Here is a 14,237-nt window from a genome sequence, read left to right on the forward strand (position 1 = left end):
CGAACTGCGCGGCGAGCACGACGGTCGCCCGCTCGGCCGGGTAGCGTCCGCGCGCTCGGCCGCGGACCACGATCTCCAGAGGCTGCATACCTTCAGACGGTAGAACCTTTTGACATGCATGTGTGCGCATGTAAGAGTACTGAAAACGATTTCCATTAGCCGGGAGGTGCCGCCCATGCGCGCTGCGGCTGAGAGCGGGCACGCCCATCAGCACGAAAAGCCCCCCACTCCCCTGCCGGAACGGGAAACCCTCGACGCGGCCGGCGACATCCTGCGCGCCCTGGCCGCCCCGGTGCGCATCGCGATCGTGCTGCAACTGCGCGAGTCCACCCGCTGCGTCCACGAGCTGGTCGACACCCTGGGCGTGCCCCAGCCCCTGGTCAGCCAGCACCTGCGCATCCTGAAGTCGGCCGGCGTGGTGGCCGGCGAACGCTCGGGCCGCGAAGTGCTGTACCGACTCGTCGACGACCACCTCGCGCACATCGTCGTCGACGCCGTGGCCCACGCCGAGGAGGACCACCGCGCATGACGGCCACTCGATCCACCCGGCAGCGCGCCGCGATCACCGAACTGCTCGAGACCGTCGACGAGTTCCGCTCGGCGCAGGAACTGCACGACGAACTGCGCCGCCGCGGCGACAACATCGGCCTGACCACGGTGTACCGCACCCTGCAGACGATGGCCGCCGCGGGCCTGGTCGACACACTGCGCACCGACACCGGGGAATCGGTCTACCGGCGCTGCTCGGAGCACCATCATCACCACCTGGTGTGCCGCGACTGTGGTGCGACGGTCGAGGTGGCCGGCGCCGAAGTCGAGGCCTGGGCCGCGGAAATGGCTGTGGCACATGGTTTCTCCGACGTCAGCCACACCATCGAGATCTTCGGGACGTGCAGCGGCTGTCGCGCCTGAGCTCAGTTGCCGAGCAGCGTGGCGCGCACATCCGCGCCACCGGCGAGCACCAGAAGAATGAGGGTGCGCAGCGCGTCGTCGGTGAGGCCGGCGCCCGGGAAGTTGTAGCGCAGCATCACGTCGGCGACCTTCTTGGCCGGCGACTTCCGCGTCGCGGCCTGCGGCGACGCACCGTTGGTGGGCACCGAGACGGGCTTCTCCACCAGCGCGACGGTGCCCAGCAGCGTCGCCGAGGCGTGCGCGGCGACGCGTTCCCGGGTCTTGGCGGTCAACGGCAGATCCCAGGCCAGCGGCTGGGTCAGCGACACCATCTCCAGCCCCTCGGCGACAGCCACCACCCGCAGCGATGCGACCGAACCGGCGACGGTGACCGTCAACGCGTCGTCGGGCTCCTCGACGACCCCGGCCACCGGCGTCAGCACCGTCGCCAGTCGCTGCAGCAGGGCCGAGGGCATCAGGCTCTGCCGAACCGGCGGTTGCGTGACACGTACTCCTCGCAGGCCGCCCACAGATCCCGCCGGTCGTAGTCCGGCCAGAGTTTGTCCTGGAAGACGAACTCGGCGTAGGCCGACTGCCACAGCATGAAGTTGCTGGCGCGCTGCTCCCCCGACGTGCGGATGAACAGATCCACGTCCGGGATGTCGGGGCGATGCAGATTGCGGGCGATGGTCTCCTCGGTGATCCGCTCCGGGTTGAGCTTGCCCTGCGCGACTTTGCGCGCGATCTCCTTGGTGGCCTCGGCGATCTCGGTCCGCCCGCCGTAGTTCACGCAGTAGTTGACGGTGATGACGTCGTTGTCGACGGTCATCTCCTCGGCGATGTCGAACTCCTTGATGACGCTGCGCCACATCCGCGGCCGCGACCCCACCCAGCGCATGTTCACGCCCATGATGTCCAGGGACTCGCGCCGGCGCCGCACCACCTCGCGGTTGAAGCCCATCAGGAAGCGCACCTCCTCGGTGCTGCGCTTCCAGTTCTCGGTGGAGAACGCGTACACCGACAGATGCTTGATGCCCAGCTCGATGGCCCCGCACGTGATGTCGATGAGCACGGCCTCGCCCATCTTGTGCCCCTCGGTGCGGGCCAGGCCACGCTGTTTGGCCCAGCGGCCGTTGCCGTCCATCACCACCGCGACGTGGTTGGGCAGCTGATCGGCGGGAATCTCGGGTGCCGACGCCTTGGAGGTGTGCTGCGGCGGACGCGCGAACCGGCCGTTGGTGTTCGGCGGCAGTTCCGGAAACTTCACGGGCCAACTCGAGACGTCCGGGAACGTCGGGTAGTCGTCAGGCGCTGGAGGCAGCTGAGGGGAGGCCTTCTTGGCCTGTTTCCCTTCCCGTGTCAAAGCCATGTGCCACATCCTGCCCGACCACCGCGAGCCGGTGCGCGGGGACCACCCGATCGACACGGCGGTACTCGCGCTCGACCAGGGGCAGCGTGCGCAGCTGACGTTCGAGATGCCACTGCAGATGCGCGGCCACCAGGCCGCTGGCCTGGCTGCGGTACGACGCCGGAGAGGCCTCCGCGTGCTGCCAGTCCCCGTCGTGCAGGGCCGCCATCAGGTCCAGCACGCCCTGCGGCGGGGTGCTGGACCCCGCGGGACGGCAGTGCACGCACACACTGCCTCCCGCCGCGACGTGGAACGCGCGATGCGGCCCCGGAGCGGCGCACCGCGCGCATTCAGTCAGCGCGGGCGCCCAACCCGCGATCCCCATCGCGCGCAGCAGATAGGCGTCGAGCACCAGTTCCCGTGGGCGACTGCCGTCGGCCACGGCCCGCAGCGCGCCGACCGTGAGGCGGTGCAGCGCGGGCACCGGGGCCCGCTCCTCACCGGCCAGCCGCTCGGCTGTCTCGAGCACCGCACACGCGCTGGTGTAGCGCCCGTAGTCGTTGACGATGTCGGTGGCGAACGCGTCGATCGAGACGACCTGGGTGACGATGTCGAGGTTGCGACCGGGATGCAGTTGGACGTCGATGTGCGCGAACGGCTCAAGCCGCGACCCGAACTTGCTGCGGGTGCGGCGCACGCCCTTGGCGACAGCACGCACCAGACCGTGGTCCCGCGTCAGCAGGGTCACGATGCGATCGGCCTCGCCGAGCTTGTGCTGGCGCAGCACCACCGCTCGGTCCCGATACAGCCGCATCGACCCAGTGTCGCATCCCACGCTGACAGCCCTCGGGACGCGCGCCGAAGCGGATTACTCTCGACCACAATGCCCTCACCGACCGCCCGGCACTTCCCCACTGTGATCGACCAGCTGTATCAGCTGGCCAGTGGCGCGGTGACCTCCGTGGAGCTCACCCGCCGGTCACTGCGCGACATCGAGGCCAGCCAGCACAGCCTCAACGCGTTCCGCGTCGTGCTCGCCGACTCGGCGCTGCGCGCGGCCGCCGAGGCCGACCGCCGCCGCGCCGCAGGTCAGCACGCCCCCCTGCTCGGGGTGCCGATCGCGGTCAAGGACGACGTCGACATCGCCGGTGTGCCAACCGCATTCGGCACCTCAGGCTGGATCACCCCGGCCACCGCGGACGCCGAGGTGGTGCGCCGCCTGCGCGCCGCCGGGGCGGTGATCGTCGGCAAGACCAACACGTGCGAGTTCGGCCAATGGCCGTTCACCAGCGGCACCGAGTTCGGCCACACCCGAAACCCGTGGTCGGCCAGGCACACTCCGGGCGGCTCGTCGGGTGGCAGTGCCGCCGCCGTGGCCGCGGGCCTGGTCGCCGCGGCCATCGGCTCCGACGGCGCGGGCAGCGTACGGATCCCCGCGTCCTGGACCAACCTCGTCGGCATCAAACCGCAGCGCGGCCGCATCTCGACCTGGCCGCTGCCCGAGGCCTTCAACGGCATCACGGTCAACGGCGTCCTGGCCCGCACCGTCGCCGATGCCGCACTGGTGCTCGACGCCGCGTCCGGCAACGCCGACGGTGACCTGCACAAGCCCGCCCCGGTGTCGGCGTTCGACGCCGTGCGCACCGCACCGGGCCCCCTGCGCATCGCGGTGTCCACGCGCTTCCCCTTCACCGGATTCCCGGCCCGGCTGAACCCGCAGATCCACACCGCGCTGCGCAGTGTCGCCGACCGGTTGAGCGATCTGGGGCACACGGTCATGGACGGCAACCCCGACTACGGACTGCGGCTGTCGTGGAGCTTCCTGTCGCGTTCGACGGCGGGCCTGCTCGAGTGGGCCGACCGGGTCGGCACCGGAGTGTCCCTGGACCCGCGCACCACGTCGAACCTGCGGATGGGACGCCTGCTGTCGCAGCGGGTGCTGCACCGCGCCCGCCGCCACGAGGCCGAATCGCATCGGCGGGTGGGAGCGATCTTCAAGACCGTCGACGTCGTCGTGGCACCTACGACCGCGGCCCCGCCGCCGCGGATCGACGCATTCGAGGGCCTGGGCAGCACGGCCACCGACCGCGCCATGATCGCCGCGTGCCCGCTGACCTGGCCGTGGAACATCCTGGGCTGGCCGTCGATCAACGTGCCCGCGGGATTCACCAGCGACGGCCTGCCCATCGGGGTGCAGCTGATGGGCCCAGAAGGCAGTGAGCCCCTGCTGGTCTCGCTGGCCGCGGAACTCGAGGCGGTCAGCGACTGGACGACCCGGCATCCCGAAGCCTGGTGGGTGCGGGCACACTAATATCTCGAAAATGATCTTGAACACACTGCCGCGGATCGCCGCCGGCGCCGCCGCAGCAGCACTGCTGCTGACCACCGCTCCGGTCGCGGGTGCCGACAACAAGCGGCTCAACGACGGCGTGGTCGCCAACGTGCACACCATGATGATGAACGCCGGGTGCGCCGACGACTACGACATCGAGCCCATGGTGCGGGTGAACCCGAAGCTGCGCCTGGCGGCCCAGTGGCACACCAACGACGTGCTCAACAACCGCGCCCTCGACGGCGACATCGGCTCCGACGGCAGCACCGTCGCCGACCGGGCCCGCAACGCCGGCTATGCCGGCGAGGTCTTCGAGACCGTCGCGATCAACCCGTCGCTCGCGATCAACAACCTCGACGTGATCCAGCAGTGGTTCTACCGACCCGACTACCATGCGATCATGAGCGACTGCGACAACGTCGACATCGGCGTCTGGTCCGAGAACAGCCTGGACCGCAGTGTGGTCGTCGCGGTGTACGGCCGGGGTGACGGTGCCGCGCCCGTGCCCACCCCGCCGCGCCAGTTCGGCTGACCCGGGCACCCAATCGTCTGTACGGCCGCAGGCCCTGGCGTAACCTTCCTCGTCATGAAGATGGTGGTGACCGCTCCAGCAGCGGCGGCCCTGGCTGTGCTCGTCTCGTCAACGCTGATGGCTCCGCCTGCCGCGCTGGCCGACAACCGTCGCCTCAACGACGGCGTGGTCGCCAACGTGCGCACCATGCAGCACCGCGCGGGCTGCACGACCGAGGTCCGGATCAACCCGAAGCTGCGGCTTGCGGCCCAGTGGCACACCAACGACGTGCTCAACAACCGCGCCCTCGACGGCGACATCGGCTCCGACGGCAGCACCGTCGCCGACCGGGCCCGCAACGCCGGCTACGCCGGCGAGGTCTCCGAAACCACCGCGATCAACCCGGCGCTCGCGATCAGCGGCGTCGAGATCCTCAACCAGTGGTGGTACCGGCCGGACTACCACGCGACCATGCATGACTGCGCGAACATCGACATCGGGGTGTGGTCGGAGAACCTCCTCGACCGCAGCGTCGTGGTGGCGGTCTACGGCAAGGGCGACGGCGCCGCCCCCGTGCCCGCTCCCCCGCGGCAGTTCGGCCAGCGTCCGCCGAACCAGCCGTGATTCGTTCGGCTGGCTAGAACCCCAGACGACCCAACTGCTTGGGGTCGCGCTGCCAGTTCTTGGCGACCTTGACCCGCAGGTCCAGAAAGACCTTGGTGCCCAACAGTTTCTCGATCTGAGTTCGCGCCGCGGTGCCGACCTCACGCAGTCGCGCGCCGCCCTTGCCGATCACGATGCCCTTCTGGCTGTCGCGTTCGACATAGAGCACGGCGTGCACGTCGATCAGATCGTCGCGGCCCTCGCGCTGTTCGACCTCTTCGATGACGACCGCCAGTGAGTGCGGCAGTTCGTCGCGCACGCCTTCGAGGGCGGCCTCCCGGATGAGCTCGGCCATCAGCGTCTCTTCGGGCTCGTCGGTCAACTCTCCGTCCGGGTAGAACGCCGGGCCCTCGGGCAACTGCGCCGCCAGCAGGGTGATGAGATCGTCGACCTGAGTGCCGGCCGTCGCCGACACCGGGATGATCTCGGCCACGTGCTCGCCGAACTCCTCGTTGACGGCGACCAGCTGGGCCGCCACCCGCTCCTTGGACACCTTGTCGATCTTGGTGACGATCACGATGAGCGTGGTGCGCGGCGCGACATCGCGGATCTGCTGGTAGATCCAGCGGTCACCGGGCCCGATCGCCTCGTCGGCGGGAATGCACAGCCCGATGACGTCGACCTCGGAGTAGGTGTCGCGCACCAGATCGTTGAGGCGCTTGCCGAGCAGGGTGCGCGGCCGATGCAGGCCCGGGGTGTCGACCAGGATGATCTGGAAGTCGTCGCGGTGCACGATGCCGCGGATGGTGTGCCGGGTGGTCTGGGGCTGGTTGGCGGTGATCGCGACCTTGGCACCCACCAGCGCGTTGGTCAGCGTCGACTTGCCGGTGTTGGGTCGGCCGACGAAACACACGAAACCCGAGTGGAATTCGCTCATACCGGGTTGCCCGCCCGGTCGGTGACGATGATCGTCGCACCGGCGGAGAGCTCCCGCACGGCCGCCACGCCCGCGTCGTCGACGCTGCCGCCGACCAACACCGCGGCCTCCAGACCCGTTGCGCCACTGGACACCGCGGCCGCCACGGCGGCCTGCAGCCCGGTCAGCGTCAGCGCGCTCAGGCCGACCGGAGCCCCGGCGTAGGTGCGACCGTCGAGATCGCGCACCGCGGCGCCGTCACCGGCCTCGGCGCGTGCCATCGCACCGCGGGCCAGCGTCACGAGCTTGGCGTCTTCGGCGTCCAGTTCAGTCATCGGCTTCGGTGTCCTCGTCATTCGATGGTGGGGGTTCGACCGGGCTGACCAACACGGTGCCGATGCGGACCCGGCCGCGATGATCGGGACCGCCCTCGGCGCGCAACAGCAGCCCATGCGTCACCACCTGCGCTCCGGGCAGCGGCACGCGGCCCAGTTCCAGCCCGAGCAGACCGCCGACGGTGTCGACGTCGAGGTCCTCCTCGAACTCCACACCGTAGAGCTCACCGAGATCCTCGATCGGCAGCCGGGTGGACACCCGGAAGTTCTTGTCGCCCAAGTCCTCCACCGGTGCGATCTCGTCGGCGTCGTACTCGTCGGCGATCTCGCCGACGATCTCCTCGAGCACGTCCTCGATGGTGACCAGGCCCGCGATGGCGCCGTACTCGTCGACCAGCAGGACCATGTGGTTGCGGTCGCGCTGCATCTCGCGCAGCAGATCGTCGAGTCGCTTGGAGTCCGGCACGAAGACCGCCGGCCGCATCAGCGCCGACACCTGGGTGTCGACACCACCCCGGGTGGAGCTGTAGGTCTGCTGCACAAGGTCTTTGAGGTAGACGACGCCGACGATGTCGTCGACGTTCTCGCCGATCACCGGGATTCGCGAGTGGCCGCTGCGCACCGCGAGGGAGGTGGCCTGCCCGGCGTTCTTGTCGCTTTCGATCCACACCATCTCGGTGCGCGGCACCATCACCTCGCGCGCCGGGGTGTCCCCGAGTTCGAACACCGACTGGATCATCCGGCGCTCGTCGTCGGCGACCACACCGCGCTGCTGCGCCATGTCGACGACCTCACGCAGTTCGATCTCAGAGGCGAAGGGCCCGTTGCGGAACCCGCGCCCCGGTGTGAGGGCGTTGCCGAGCAGGATCAACAGCCGGCTCAGCGGCGTCAGCAGGACCGAAAGCGCATGCAGCGGAACGGCGGACGCCAACGCGATCGGATAGGCGTTCTGCCGTCCCACGGTGCGCGGGCCGACGCCGATGGCCACGAAGCTGACCACGATCATGATCGCGGCGGCCAGGAACAGTCCCCAGCCGACGCCCCAGAAGTCGTCGAGGAAGGCCACCAGCAGGGCGGTGGCCGTGACCTCGCACGCGATGCGCAGCAGCACCACCAGGTTGATGTAGCGCGGCCGCTCCTGCACGACCCTGGCCAGCCGGACCGCACCCGGGCGTTCGTCTCGGACCAACTCCTCGACCCGTGCGATCGAGACGGTGCTGATGGCGGCGTCCAGGGCAGCGAACAGTCCTCCGAGGCCGATCAGCGCGATGGCGCCGAGCAGCAGACCAATTCCTGTCACGACTGTCCGAGTTCGGGATGTTGGTGGAAGTCGCGCGACTTGTCGAGCAGGTGGGCGTCGCGCTCGGCCTGACGGGCCTGCCGGTACAGCGTGGCCTGCTCGTCATACCAGTCCTCGAGCAGCTGCCGCTGCAGCGCGAACATCTCCTTCTCCTCGTCGGGCTCGGCGTGGTCATAGCCCAGCAGGTGCAGCACTCCGTGCACCGTGAGCAGCGCCAGTTCGTGCTCGACATCGTGGCCGGCGGCCTTGGCCTGCTCGGCGGCGAACTGCGGGCACAGGGCGATGTCACCCAGCATCGACGGGCCGGGCTCGGCCGCGTCGGGGCGCCCGCCCGGTTCGAGCTCGTCCATCGGGAAGCTCATCACGTCCGTCGGGCCGGGCAGGTCCATCCAGCGCATGTGCAGATCGGCCATCGCGTCCGTGTCCAGCAGCACCATGGACAGTTCGGCCCCAGGGTTGACGTCCATCTTCTTGATGACGAATCGGGCGACGCTGATCAACTCCTCCTCGGAGACGTCGACGCCGGACTCGTTCGACACTTCGATGCTCATGTACGGCTCACTTCCGGGCGCGGCGCTGCCCGCGGTTGCTGCCCGCATGCGCTCCGGCCCTCTCGTAGGCGTCGACGATCTCGGAGACCAGGCGGTGACGCACCACGTCGGCGCTGGTCAACTCGCACACTCCGATGTCGTCGATGTCCCCGAGGATGTTGATCGCGGCGCGCAGGCCCGACGTCGAACCCCCGGGCAGGTCGACCTGGGTGACGTCGCCGGTGACCACGATCTTCGAGTTGAACCCCAGCCGGGTCAGGAACATCTTCATCTGCTCCGGCGTGGTGTTCTGCGCCTCGTCGAGGATGATGAACGCGTCGTTGAGGCTGCGGCCCCGCATGAACGCCAGCGGTGCGACCTCGATCACCCCGGCCGCCAGAAGATTCGGGATCGCGGCGGGATCCATCATGTCGTGCAGCGCGTCGTACAGCGGCCGCAGGTAGGGATCGATCTTCTCGGTCAGGGTGCCCGGAAGGAAGCCCAACCGCTCCCCCGCCTCGACGGCCGGCCTGGTCAGGATGATGCGGTTGACCTGCTTGGTCTGCAGCGCGTTGACGGCCTTGGCCATCGCCAGGTAGGTCTTGCCGGTGCCGGCCGGGCCGATGCCGAACACGATGGTGTGGGCGTCGATCGCGTCCACATACCGCTTCTGGTTCAGCGTCTTGGGCCGGATGGTCTTGCCGCGGCGCGACAGGATGTCGAGCGTGAGGACCTCGGCCGGGGACTCCTCCTCGGCGCCGGTGAGCATCGCCATGCTGCGCCGCACGACATCGGGGGTCACGGCCTGTCCGCCCGCGACGATCGTGATCAGTTCGGCGATCGCGCGCTCGGCCAACGCGACGTCGGCAGGTTCACCGGTCAGGGTCACGGCGTTACCGCGTACATGCAGGTCGGCGGCCAGATTCTCTTCGAGTACGCGCAGATTCTCGTCGGCGGATCCCAGCAGGCCGACCACGTAAGGAGGCGGCACCTCGACCCTGATGCTGCTCTTCACCGAATCTCCGGCCATCGGTGATACTGCGGCGGTGTTCGTTTCGCGGGGCGTCACGTGGTGTTCTGTGCCTGCTTTCTGCTCGTCAGGGCGGTTTGCTCGGTGGTGCGAGTCTACCGCCGTGCGGACAGACCGCCCAATGGTTACTGTTTCTGCGCTCTTCGAAGCCTGGGCCACGTAAGCTGCCCTCAGGCAAACCCTGGGGTGGGACTGGTATTGAGAGAGCAGCTGTGATGATCGCGACCGTGCATGCGGTGTCGCGTCAGGCCGATCACTACCACTGGATCACTGCGCTGCTCACCGCCCGCGGGGCCCAGCGAGCCACCTCCATCGTGGTTGCGCTCCTCGTGGCGATGCTCGGCATCCTGCCGTTCGCCATGGTCTTCAGTCCGTCCGGCGCTCAGGGCACTCGCGATGTGACCATCGTCGTCGCCGTAACGGTGCTCGCATTCCTCATCGGGGCGGCGTGGCTGCGCGCCCGATGGCCGAGCCGACGGCAGTCGGTGGTCTTCGTCGCCCTGGAGGCCGCCGGGATCACCGCGGTGGCCGTGGTGCAGGCCAATCCGGTTGCGGGACTCGCGGTGGCCACGGCGTATTCCGCGCTGGCTGGTTACGTCATGTTCTTCCACACCGTGCGATACCTGCCCGCGGTTGCGGTGGCCGCGGTGGGCACCGCGCTGGTGCCGTTCCTGCGCCAGGTCTATTCGGGCGATCCGGTGTGGGCGTGGTGCCAGCTGGTGGCCATGTTGACGCTGTTCATCGTCGCGGCGCTCGGCGGGTACGCGTTGGTGCACCTGATCGGCATCACCTCCCCGGACTCCGACCTCGAACCGCTGACCGGCCTGCTGAACAAGGATGCGTTCTACGAGGCCACCGGCGCGCTGATCGCCAGTCGGAGCCGCCTCGACGACCGCCACCTGGTGATCGTGGTGGTCAGCCTCGACCACTTCGGTCTGCTCACCGGTTCGGGCGGGTTGACGGCCGGGGAGAAGGCCCGGGTGGCGGTGAGCCGGACGCTGCGGGAGACCACGCGCCACGACGCCGTGGTGGCCCATGTCGGCGACAGCGAGTTCCTGGTCGCCGACAGCTTCGTCTCGCCCGACTCCAGTGCGCTGGTCGAGCGCATCCGCAGCGCGATCCGGTCGACGCCGCTGCGCCTGAGCGCAAGCATCGGTGTGGTCAGCACGCCCATGGGTGAACTGGCGGCGTGCCCGCCGTATGACCTTCTGGACGAGTTGATCGCGTTGGCGGCCACCGCGATGTACGAGGCCCGCCGCGCCGGCGGTAATCGCGCCGAGTACGTGGTGTGCGCGCGACCGACGGCCCTCGACGGCTACCCGGACCGCACCGAGGACGCGAGCTAGGCCCAGCGCTGCGTCAGCACGCCCAGGGCGCCGAGGGTGACCGCCGCGGCCGTCGACGTGCGCAGGACCGTGGGCCCCAGCCGCACCGCGTGCGCGCCGGCCGCGGTGAACGCCGCGATCTCCTCATCGCTGACGCCGCCCTCCGGGCCGACGATCAGCGTGATCGAATCCGCCTGCGCCACGGGTAGTTCCGCCAGCGGCACGGTGGCCGACTCGTGCAGCACCAACACCAGGCCCGACCCGGGCAGTCGTTCGGTGAGCTGCTTGGTGCTCACCGGACCCGATACGCCGGGGATGAAGGCGCGCCGGGACTGCCGGGCCGCGGAACGCACGACGGCACGCCAGCGGCGCAGGCCCTTGTCGGCGCGCGCCTCGTCCCAGCGGGCCACGCAGCGGCCGGCCTGCCACGCGATGAACTCGTCGGCGCCGGCCTCGGTGGCCAGTTCGACGGCCAGCTCGGAGCGCTCCGCCTTGGGGATCGCCTGCACGACGGTGACGTACGGCACCGGGCCGGCGACGCTGCGCCGGTTCACCACCCGCGCGCTCAGCTCACGTTTGGTGGTGGCCTCGACCTCGCAGTCGGCCAACTCGCCGGCGCCGTCGCCGACGACGATGCGCTCCCCGACTCGAAGCCGACGGACCGTCGCGGCGTGGAAACCCTCGTCGCCGTCGACGACGGCCAGTTCACCGACTCCCGGAACGCGGTCGGCGTAGAACAGCGGGTCGGACACTCCCCTAGCGACCGGTGAAGGTCTCGCGCAGGCGGCTGAAGATGCTGCCGTTGCTCGAATGGCTCGCCGAGTGCGTGGACCTGACCTCGGCGACGTCACGGCCGCGGTGCTCCTTGAGCTTGCGGAGCAGATCGATGTCGGTCGAGTCGAGCTTCTCCGGCACCACGACGTCGATGTGGGCGTGCAGGTCGCCGCGCACACCCGAACGCAGGTGCGGCATCCCGTGCCCACGCAGCGTGGTGACCGACCCGGGCTGGGTGCCGGCCGGGATGGTGATCTCGGTGGGTCCGTCGAGGATCGCGTCGACACTGACCGTGGTGCCCAGCGCGGCGTCGACCATCGGCACCTCGACGGTGCAGTGCAGGTCGTCGCCGTCGCGGACGAAGATGTCGTGAGCCTGTTCGTGGACCTCGACGTACAGGTCTCCCGCGGGGCCGCCGCCGGGACCGACCTCGCCCTGGGCGGCCAGCCGGACCCGCATGCCGTCACCGACACCGGCGGGGATCTTGACGCTGATGTCGCGGCGGGCGCGCACCCGGCCGTCACCGCCACAGCGATGGCAGGGGTCGGGGATGACCTCGCCGACACCGCGGCAGGTCGGGCAGGGCCGGGACGTCATGACCTGGCCGAGCAGCGAACGCTGCACGCTGGAGACCTCGCCGCGGCCACCGCAGGTGTCACACGCCACGGGCTGTGAGTCGCCCTCGGTGCCCTTGCCGTGGCAGCGGTCGCACAGCACGGCGGTCTCGACGGTCACCTGCTTGGTGACGCCCGTCGCGCATTCGGTGAGATCAAGCCGCATCCGCAGCAGCGAGTCGGACCCGGGGCGCACGCGCCCAGTGGGCCCGCGGGAGGCGCCGCCACCGCCGAAGAACGCCTCGAACACGTCGCCGAGGCCGCCGAAACCACCGGCGAAGCCGTTGCCCGCGGCGCCGGCGGTCTCCAGCGGGTCACCGCCGAGATCGACGATCCGCCGCTTCTCCGGGTCGGTGAGCACCTCGTAGGCGACCGAGATCTCCTTGAACCGTGCCTGCGCCTCTTCGTCGGGGTTGACGTCGGGATGCAGCTCCCGCGCAAGCTTGCGGTAGGCGCGTTTGAGCTCCGCATCGCTGGCGCCCTTGCTCACCCCGAGCAGGCCGTAGTAATCGCGTGCCACTCGCGTTGTCCCCACACTTCTCGTTCGTTGTGTCCGGCTGGGCGGAGGTTCGCTAGCGCGCCCCCAGCACCTCGCCGATGTAAAGAGCAACTGCGGCGACACTGGCGATGGTTCCCGGATAATCCATCCGTGTGGGGCCCAACACGCCCATGCCGCCGTAGACGGTGTCCATTGTGCCGTATGTCGTCGACACCACCGACGTCCCGGCCATCTGTTCGGCACCTGAGGCCACCTGCGCCTCGTGCCCGATGCGGACCGTGACCTTGCCGGCCTCCTGCTGAGCCGCGAGCAGCTTGAGCACGACGACCTGTTCCTCGAGCGCCTCAAGCACCGAGCGCAGCGAACCGCCGAAGTCGGCGGTGTTGGTGGTCAGGTTGGCGGTGCCGCCGGTGAGCAGGCGTTCCTCGCGGTGCTCGACCAGGGATTCCAGCAGCACCGTCGCGGCGCGCCCGACCGCGTCGCCCAGCCCGCCGCGACCGTCGAGTTGAGACGCCAGATCGGCCACGGCGACCGAGGCCGCGGCCATCTTCTTGCCGTCGAGCGCCTTGCCGAGCAGTTCGCGAAGCTGTGCCAGCTGGTGGTCGTCGATGGCGTCGCCGAGTTCCACGATGCGCTGGTCGACGCGGCCCGAGTCGGTGATGACGACCAGCAGCAGCCGTGCCGGTGAGAGCGCCACCACCTCGAGGTGACGCACCGTGGACGACGACAGGGTCGGGTACTGCACGACGGCGACCTGCCGGGTCAGCTGCGCCAGCAGGCGCACCGCGCGACGCAGCACGTCGTCGAGGTCCACGCCGGACTCGAGGAACTTCAGGATCGCGCTGCGCTCGGGTGAGGACAGCGGCTTGACGTGGTCGAGGCGGTCGACGAACTCGCGATAGCCCTTCTCGGTCGGCACCCGGCCCGAGCTGGTGTGCGGCTGGGTGATGTACCCCTCGGCCTCCAGCACCGCCATGTCGTTGCGGATCGTGGCGCTCGAGACCCCGAGGTTGTGCCGTTCGACGAGGGCCTTCGAACCGATCGGCTCTTTGGTGGAGACGAAGTCCGCGACGATGGCGCGAAGCACTTCGAAGCGGCGATCGTCAGCACTACCCATATCTGGCACCCGTCCTTCCCCAAACGAACCAGCAATTCAGTTAGTCCATTTTACGGTCTGTCGCCAACAGCGTTGAGGAGCGCGACCGCGGCGACTAACCTTCCGGTATCGA

17 protein-coding genes are annotated in these 14,237 nt (G+C 69.3%); 6 read left to right on the plus strand and 11 right to left on the minus strand.

Translation table 11 applies throughout. From position 1 onward, the window contains the following. Positions 1-175: 175 nt before the first annotated feature. Positions 176-529: an ArsR/SmtB family transcription factor gene (locus A5727_RS23225; protein WP_068255828.1), complete on the plus strand. Its 354-nt coding sequence runs from the start codon at positions 176-178 to the stop codon at positions 527-529. Beyond that, a complete protein-coding gene (locus A5727_RS23230; RefSeq protein WP_068255835.1) occupies positions 526-912 on the plus strand; it encodes a Fur family transcriptional regulator in 387 nt (128 codons plus the stop codon). Before A5727_RS23225 ends, A5727_RS23230 begins: the two co-directional genes overlap by 4 nt. 2 nt (positions 913-914) lie before the next feature. On the opposite strand, the gene A5727_RS23235 is transcribed toward A5727_RS23230, so the two are convergent. Genes A5727_RS23235 through recO form a run of 3 tightly spaced genes read right to left on the minus strand, consistent with a single transcriptional unit; the run spans position 915 to position 3,053 of the window. Beyond that, positions 915-1,367: a hypothetical protein gene (locus A5727_RS23235; RefSeq protein WP_068255836.1), complete on the minus strand. Its 453-nt coding sequence runs from the start codon at positions 1,365-1,367 to the stop codon at positions 915-917. Then, on the minus strand, positions 1,367-2,260 hold the full coding sequence (locus A5727_RS23240) for a decaprenyl diphosphate synthase (protein WP_068255840.1): 894 nt from the start codon (positions 2,258-2,260) through the stop codon (positions 1,367-1,369). The genes A5727_RS23235 and A5727_RS23240 overlap by 1 nt, the downstream gene beginning before the upstream one ends. Then, positions 2,196-3,053, minus strand: coding sequence for a DNA repair protein RecO (gene recO / locus A5727_RS23245; protein ID WP_068255843.1), 858 nt, complete (start codon positions 3,051-3,053; stop codon positions 2,196-2,198). Before recO ends, A5727_RS23240 begins: the two co-directional genes overlap by 65 nt. Positions 3,054-3,122: 69 nt before the next feature. On the opposite strand from recO, the gene A5727_RS23250 reads away from it, so the two are divergent. Genes A5727_RS23250 through A5727_RS23260 form a run of 3 tightly spaced genes read left to right on the plus strand, consistent with a single transcriptional unit; the run spans position 3,123 to position 5,706 of the window. Next, positions 3,123-4,550: an amidase gene (locus A5727_RS23250; RefSeq protein WP_068255846.1), complete on the plus strand. Its 1,428-nt coding sequence runs from the start codon at positions 3,123-3,125 to the stop codon at positions 4,548-4,550. 10 nt (positions 4,551-4,560) lie between these two features. Continuing rightward, positions 4,561-5,103: a CAP domain-containing protein gene (locus A5727_RS23255; protein WP_068255848.1), complete on the plus strand. Its 543-nt coding sequence runs from the start codon at positions 4,561-4,563 to the stop codon at positions 5,101-5,103. 54 nt (positions 5,104-5,157) lie between these two features. Beyond that, a complete protein-coding gene (locus A5727_RS23260) occupies positions 5,158-5,706 on the plus strand; it encodes a CAP domain-containing protein (RefSeq protein WP_068255852.1) in 549 nt (182 codons plus the stop codon). A gap of 13 nt (positions 5,707-5,719) precedes the next feature. Here A5727_RS23260 and era read toward each other — a convergent pair whose 3' ends face one another. Genes era through A5727_RS23285 form a run of 5 tightly spaced genes read right to left on the minus strand, consistent with a single transcriptional unit; the run spans position 5,720 to position 9,835 of the window. Then, positions 5,720-6,622, minus strand: coding sequence for a GTPase Era (gene era, locus A5727_RS23265; protein ID WP_068255854.1), 903 nt, complete (start codon positions 6,620-6,622; stop codon positions 5,720-5,722). Continuing rightward, positions 6,619-6,936, minus strand: coding sequence for a cytidine deaminase-like protein (locus tag A5727_RS23270; RefSeq protein WP_068255856.1), 318 nt, complete (start codon positions 6,934-6,936; stop codon positions 6,619-6,621). Before A5727_RS23270 ends, era begins: the two co-directional genes overlap by 4 nt. Further along, complete coding sequence (locus A5727_RS23275) at positions 6,929-8,236, minus strand: hemolysin family protein (protein WP_068255858.1); 1,308 nt, start codon at positions 8,234-8,236, stop codon at positions 6,929-6,931. Before A5727_RS23275 ends, A5727_RS23270 begins: the two co-directional genes overlap by 8 nt. Next, positions 8,233-8,787, minus strand: a complete 555-nt coding sequence (gene ybeY, locus A5727_RS23280; protein ID WP_068255935.1) for an rRNA maturation RNase YbeY — start codon at positions 8,785-8,787, stop codon at positions 8,233-8,235. The genes A5727_RS23275 and ybeY overlap by 4 nt, the downstream gene beginning before the upstream one ends. Before the next feature lie 7 nt (positions 8,788-8,794). After that, positions 8,795-9,835, minus strand: a complete 1,041-nt coding sequence (locus A5727_RS23285) for a PhoH family protein (RefSeq protein ID WP_068255861.1) — start codon at positions 9,833-9,835, stop codon at positions 8,795-8,797. 176 nt (positions 9,836-10,011) lie between these two features. Here A5727_RS23285 and A5727_RS23290 point away from each other — a divergent pair, with 176 nt between their 5' ends. After that, on the plus strand, positions 10,012-11,142 hold the full coding sequence (locus A5727_RS23290; protein WP_068255864.1) for a GGDEF domain-containing protein: 1,131 nt from the start codon (positions 10,012-10,014) through the stop codon (positions 11,140-11,142). On the opposite strand, the gene A5727_RS23295 is transcribed toward A5727_RS23290, so the two are convergent. The 3 genes from A5727_RS23295 to hrcA are packed head-to-tail and all read right to left on the minus strand — an operon-like array spanning position 11,139 to position 14,125. Continuing rightward, on the minus strand, positions 11,139-11,873 hold the full coding sequence (locus A5727_RS23295; protein ID WP_068255869.1) for a 16S rRNA (uracil(1498)-N(3))-methyltransferase: 735 nt from the start codon (positions 11,871-11,873) through the stop codon (positions 11,139-11,141). The two genes, A5727_RS23290 and A5727_RS23295, sit on opposite strands and share 4 nt — an antisense overlap. Positions 11,874-11,877: 4 nt before the next feature. Next, positions 11,878-13,029 carry a molecular chaperone DnaJ gene (gene dnaJ, locus A5727_RS23300; protein WP_068255871.1) on the minus strand — a complete coding sequence of 384 codons (1,152 nt, stop codon included), beginning with the start codon at positions 13,027-13,029 and terminating at the stop codon, positions 11,878-11,880. 52 nt (positions 13,030-13,081) lie between these two features. Beyond that, a complete protein-coding gene (hrcA, locus tag A5727_RS23305; RefSeq protein ID WP_068255877.1) occupies positions 13,082-14,125 on the minus strand; it encodes a heat-inducible transcriptional repressor HrcA in 1,044 nt (347 codons plus the stop codon). Positions 14,126-14,237 lie beyond the last annotated feature (112 nt).

The organism is Mycobacterium sp. ACS4331, from assembly GCF_001667265.1.
Classification (GTDB): domain Bacteria; phylum Actinomycetota; class Actinomycetes; order Mycobacteriales; family Mycobacteriaceae; genus Mycobacterium.

Excerpts from the sequence above, each read along its gene's own strand:
- era (WP_068255854.1), bottom strand. The coding sequence starts at position 6,622 with ATGAGCGAATTCCACTCGGGTTTCGTGTGTTTCGTCGGCCGACCCAAC.
- A5727_RS23230 (WP_068255835.1), top strand. The coding sequence starts at position 526 with ATGACGGCCACTCGATCCACCCGGCAGCGCGCCGCGATCACCGAACTG.
- A5727_RS23255 (WP_068255848.1), top strand. The coding sequence starts at position 4,561 with ATGATCTTGAACACACTGCCGCGGATCGCCGCCGGCGCCGCCGCAGCA.
- hrcA (WP_068255877.1), bottom strand. The coding sequence starts at position 14,125 with ATGGGTAGTGCTGACGATCGCCGCTTCGAAGTGCTTCGCGCCATCGTC.
- A5727_RS23260 (WP_068255852.1), top strand. The coding sequence starts at position 5,158 with ATGAAGATGGTGGTGACCGCTCCAGCAGCGGCGGCCCTGGCTGTGCTC.
- A5727_RS23225 (WP_068255828.1), top strand. The coding sequence starts at position 176 with ATGCGCGCTGCGGCTGAGAGCGGGCACGCCCATCAGCACGAAAAGCCC.
- A5727_RS23235 (WP_068255836.1), bottom strand. The coding sequence starts at position 1,367 with ATGCCCTCGGCCCTGCTGCAGCGACTGGCGACGGTGCTGACGCCGGTG.
- A5727_RS23290 (WP_068255864.1), top strand. The coding sequence starts at position 10,012 with ATGATCGCGACCGTGCATGCGGTGTCGCGTCAGGCCGATCACTACCAC.
- recO (WP_068255843.1), bottom strand. The coding sequence starts at position 3,053 with ATGCGGCTGTATCGGGACCGAGCGGTGGTGCTGCGCCAGCACAAGCTC.
- A5727_RS23250 (WP_068255846.1), top strand. The coding sequence starts at position 3,123 with ATGCCCTCACCGACCGCCCGGCACTTCCCCACTGTGATCGACCAGCTG.
- A5727_RS23240 (WP_068255840.1), bottom strand. The coding sequence starts at position 2,260 with ATGGCTTTGACACGGGAAGGGAAACAGGCCAAGAAGGCCTCCCCTCAG.
- ybeY (WP_068255935.1), bottom strand. The coding sequence starts at position 8,787 with ATGAGCATCGAAGTGTCGAACGAGTCCGGCGTCGACGTCTCCGAGGAG.
- A5727_RS23270 (WP_068255856.1), bottom strand. The coding sequence starts at position 6,936 with ATGACTGAACTGGACGCCGAAGACGCCAAGCTCGTGACGCTGGCCCGC.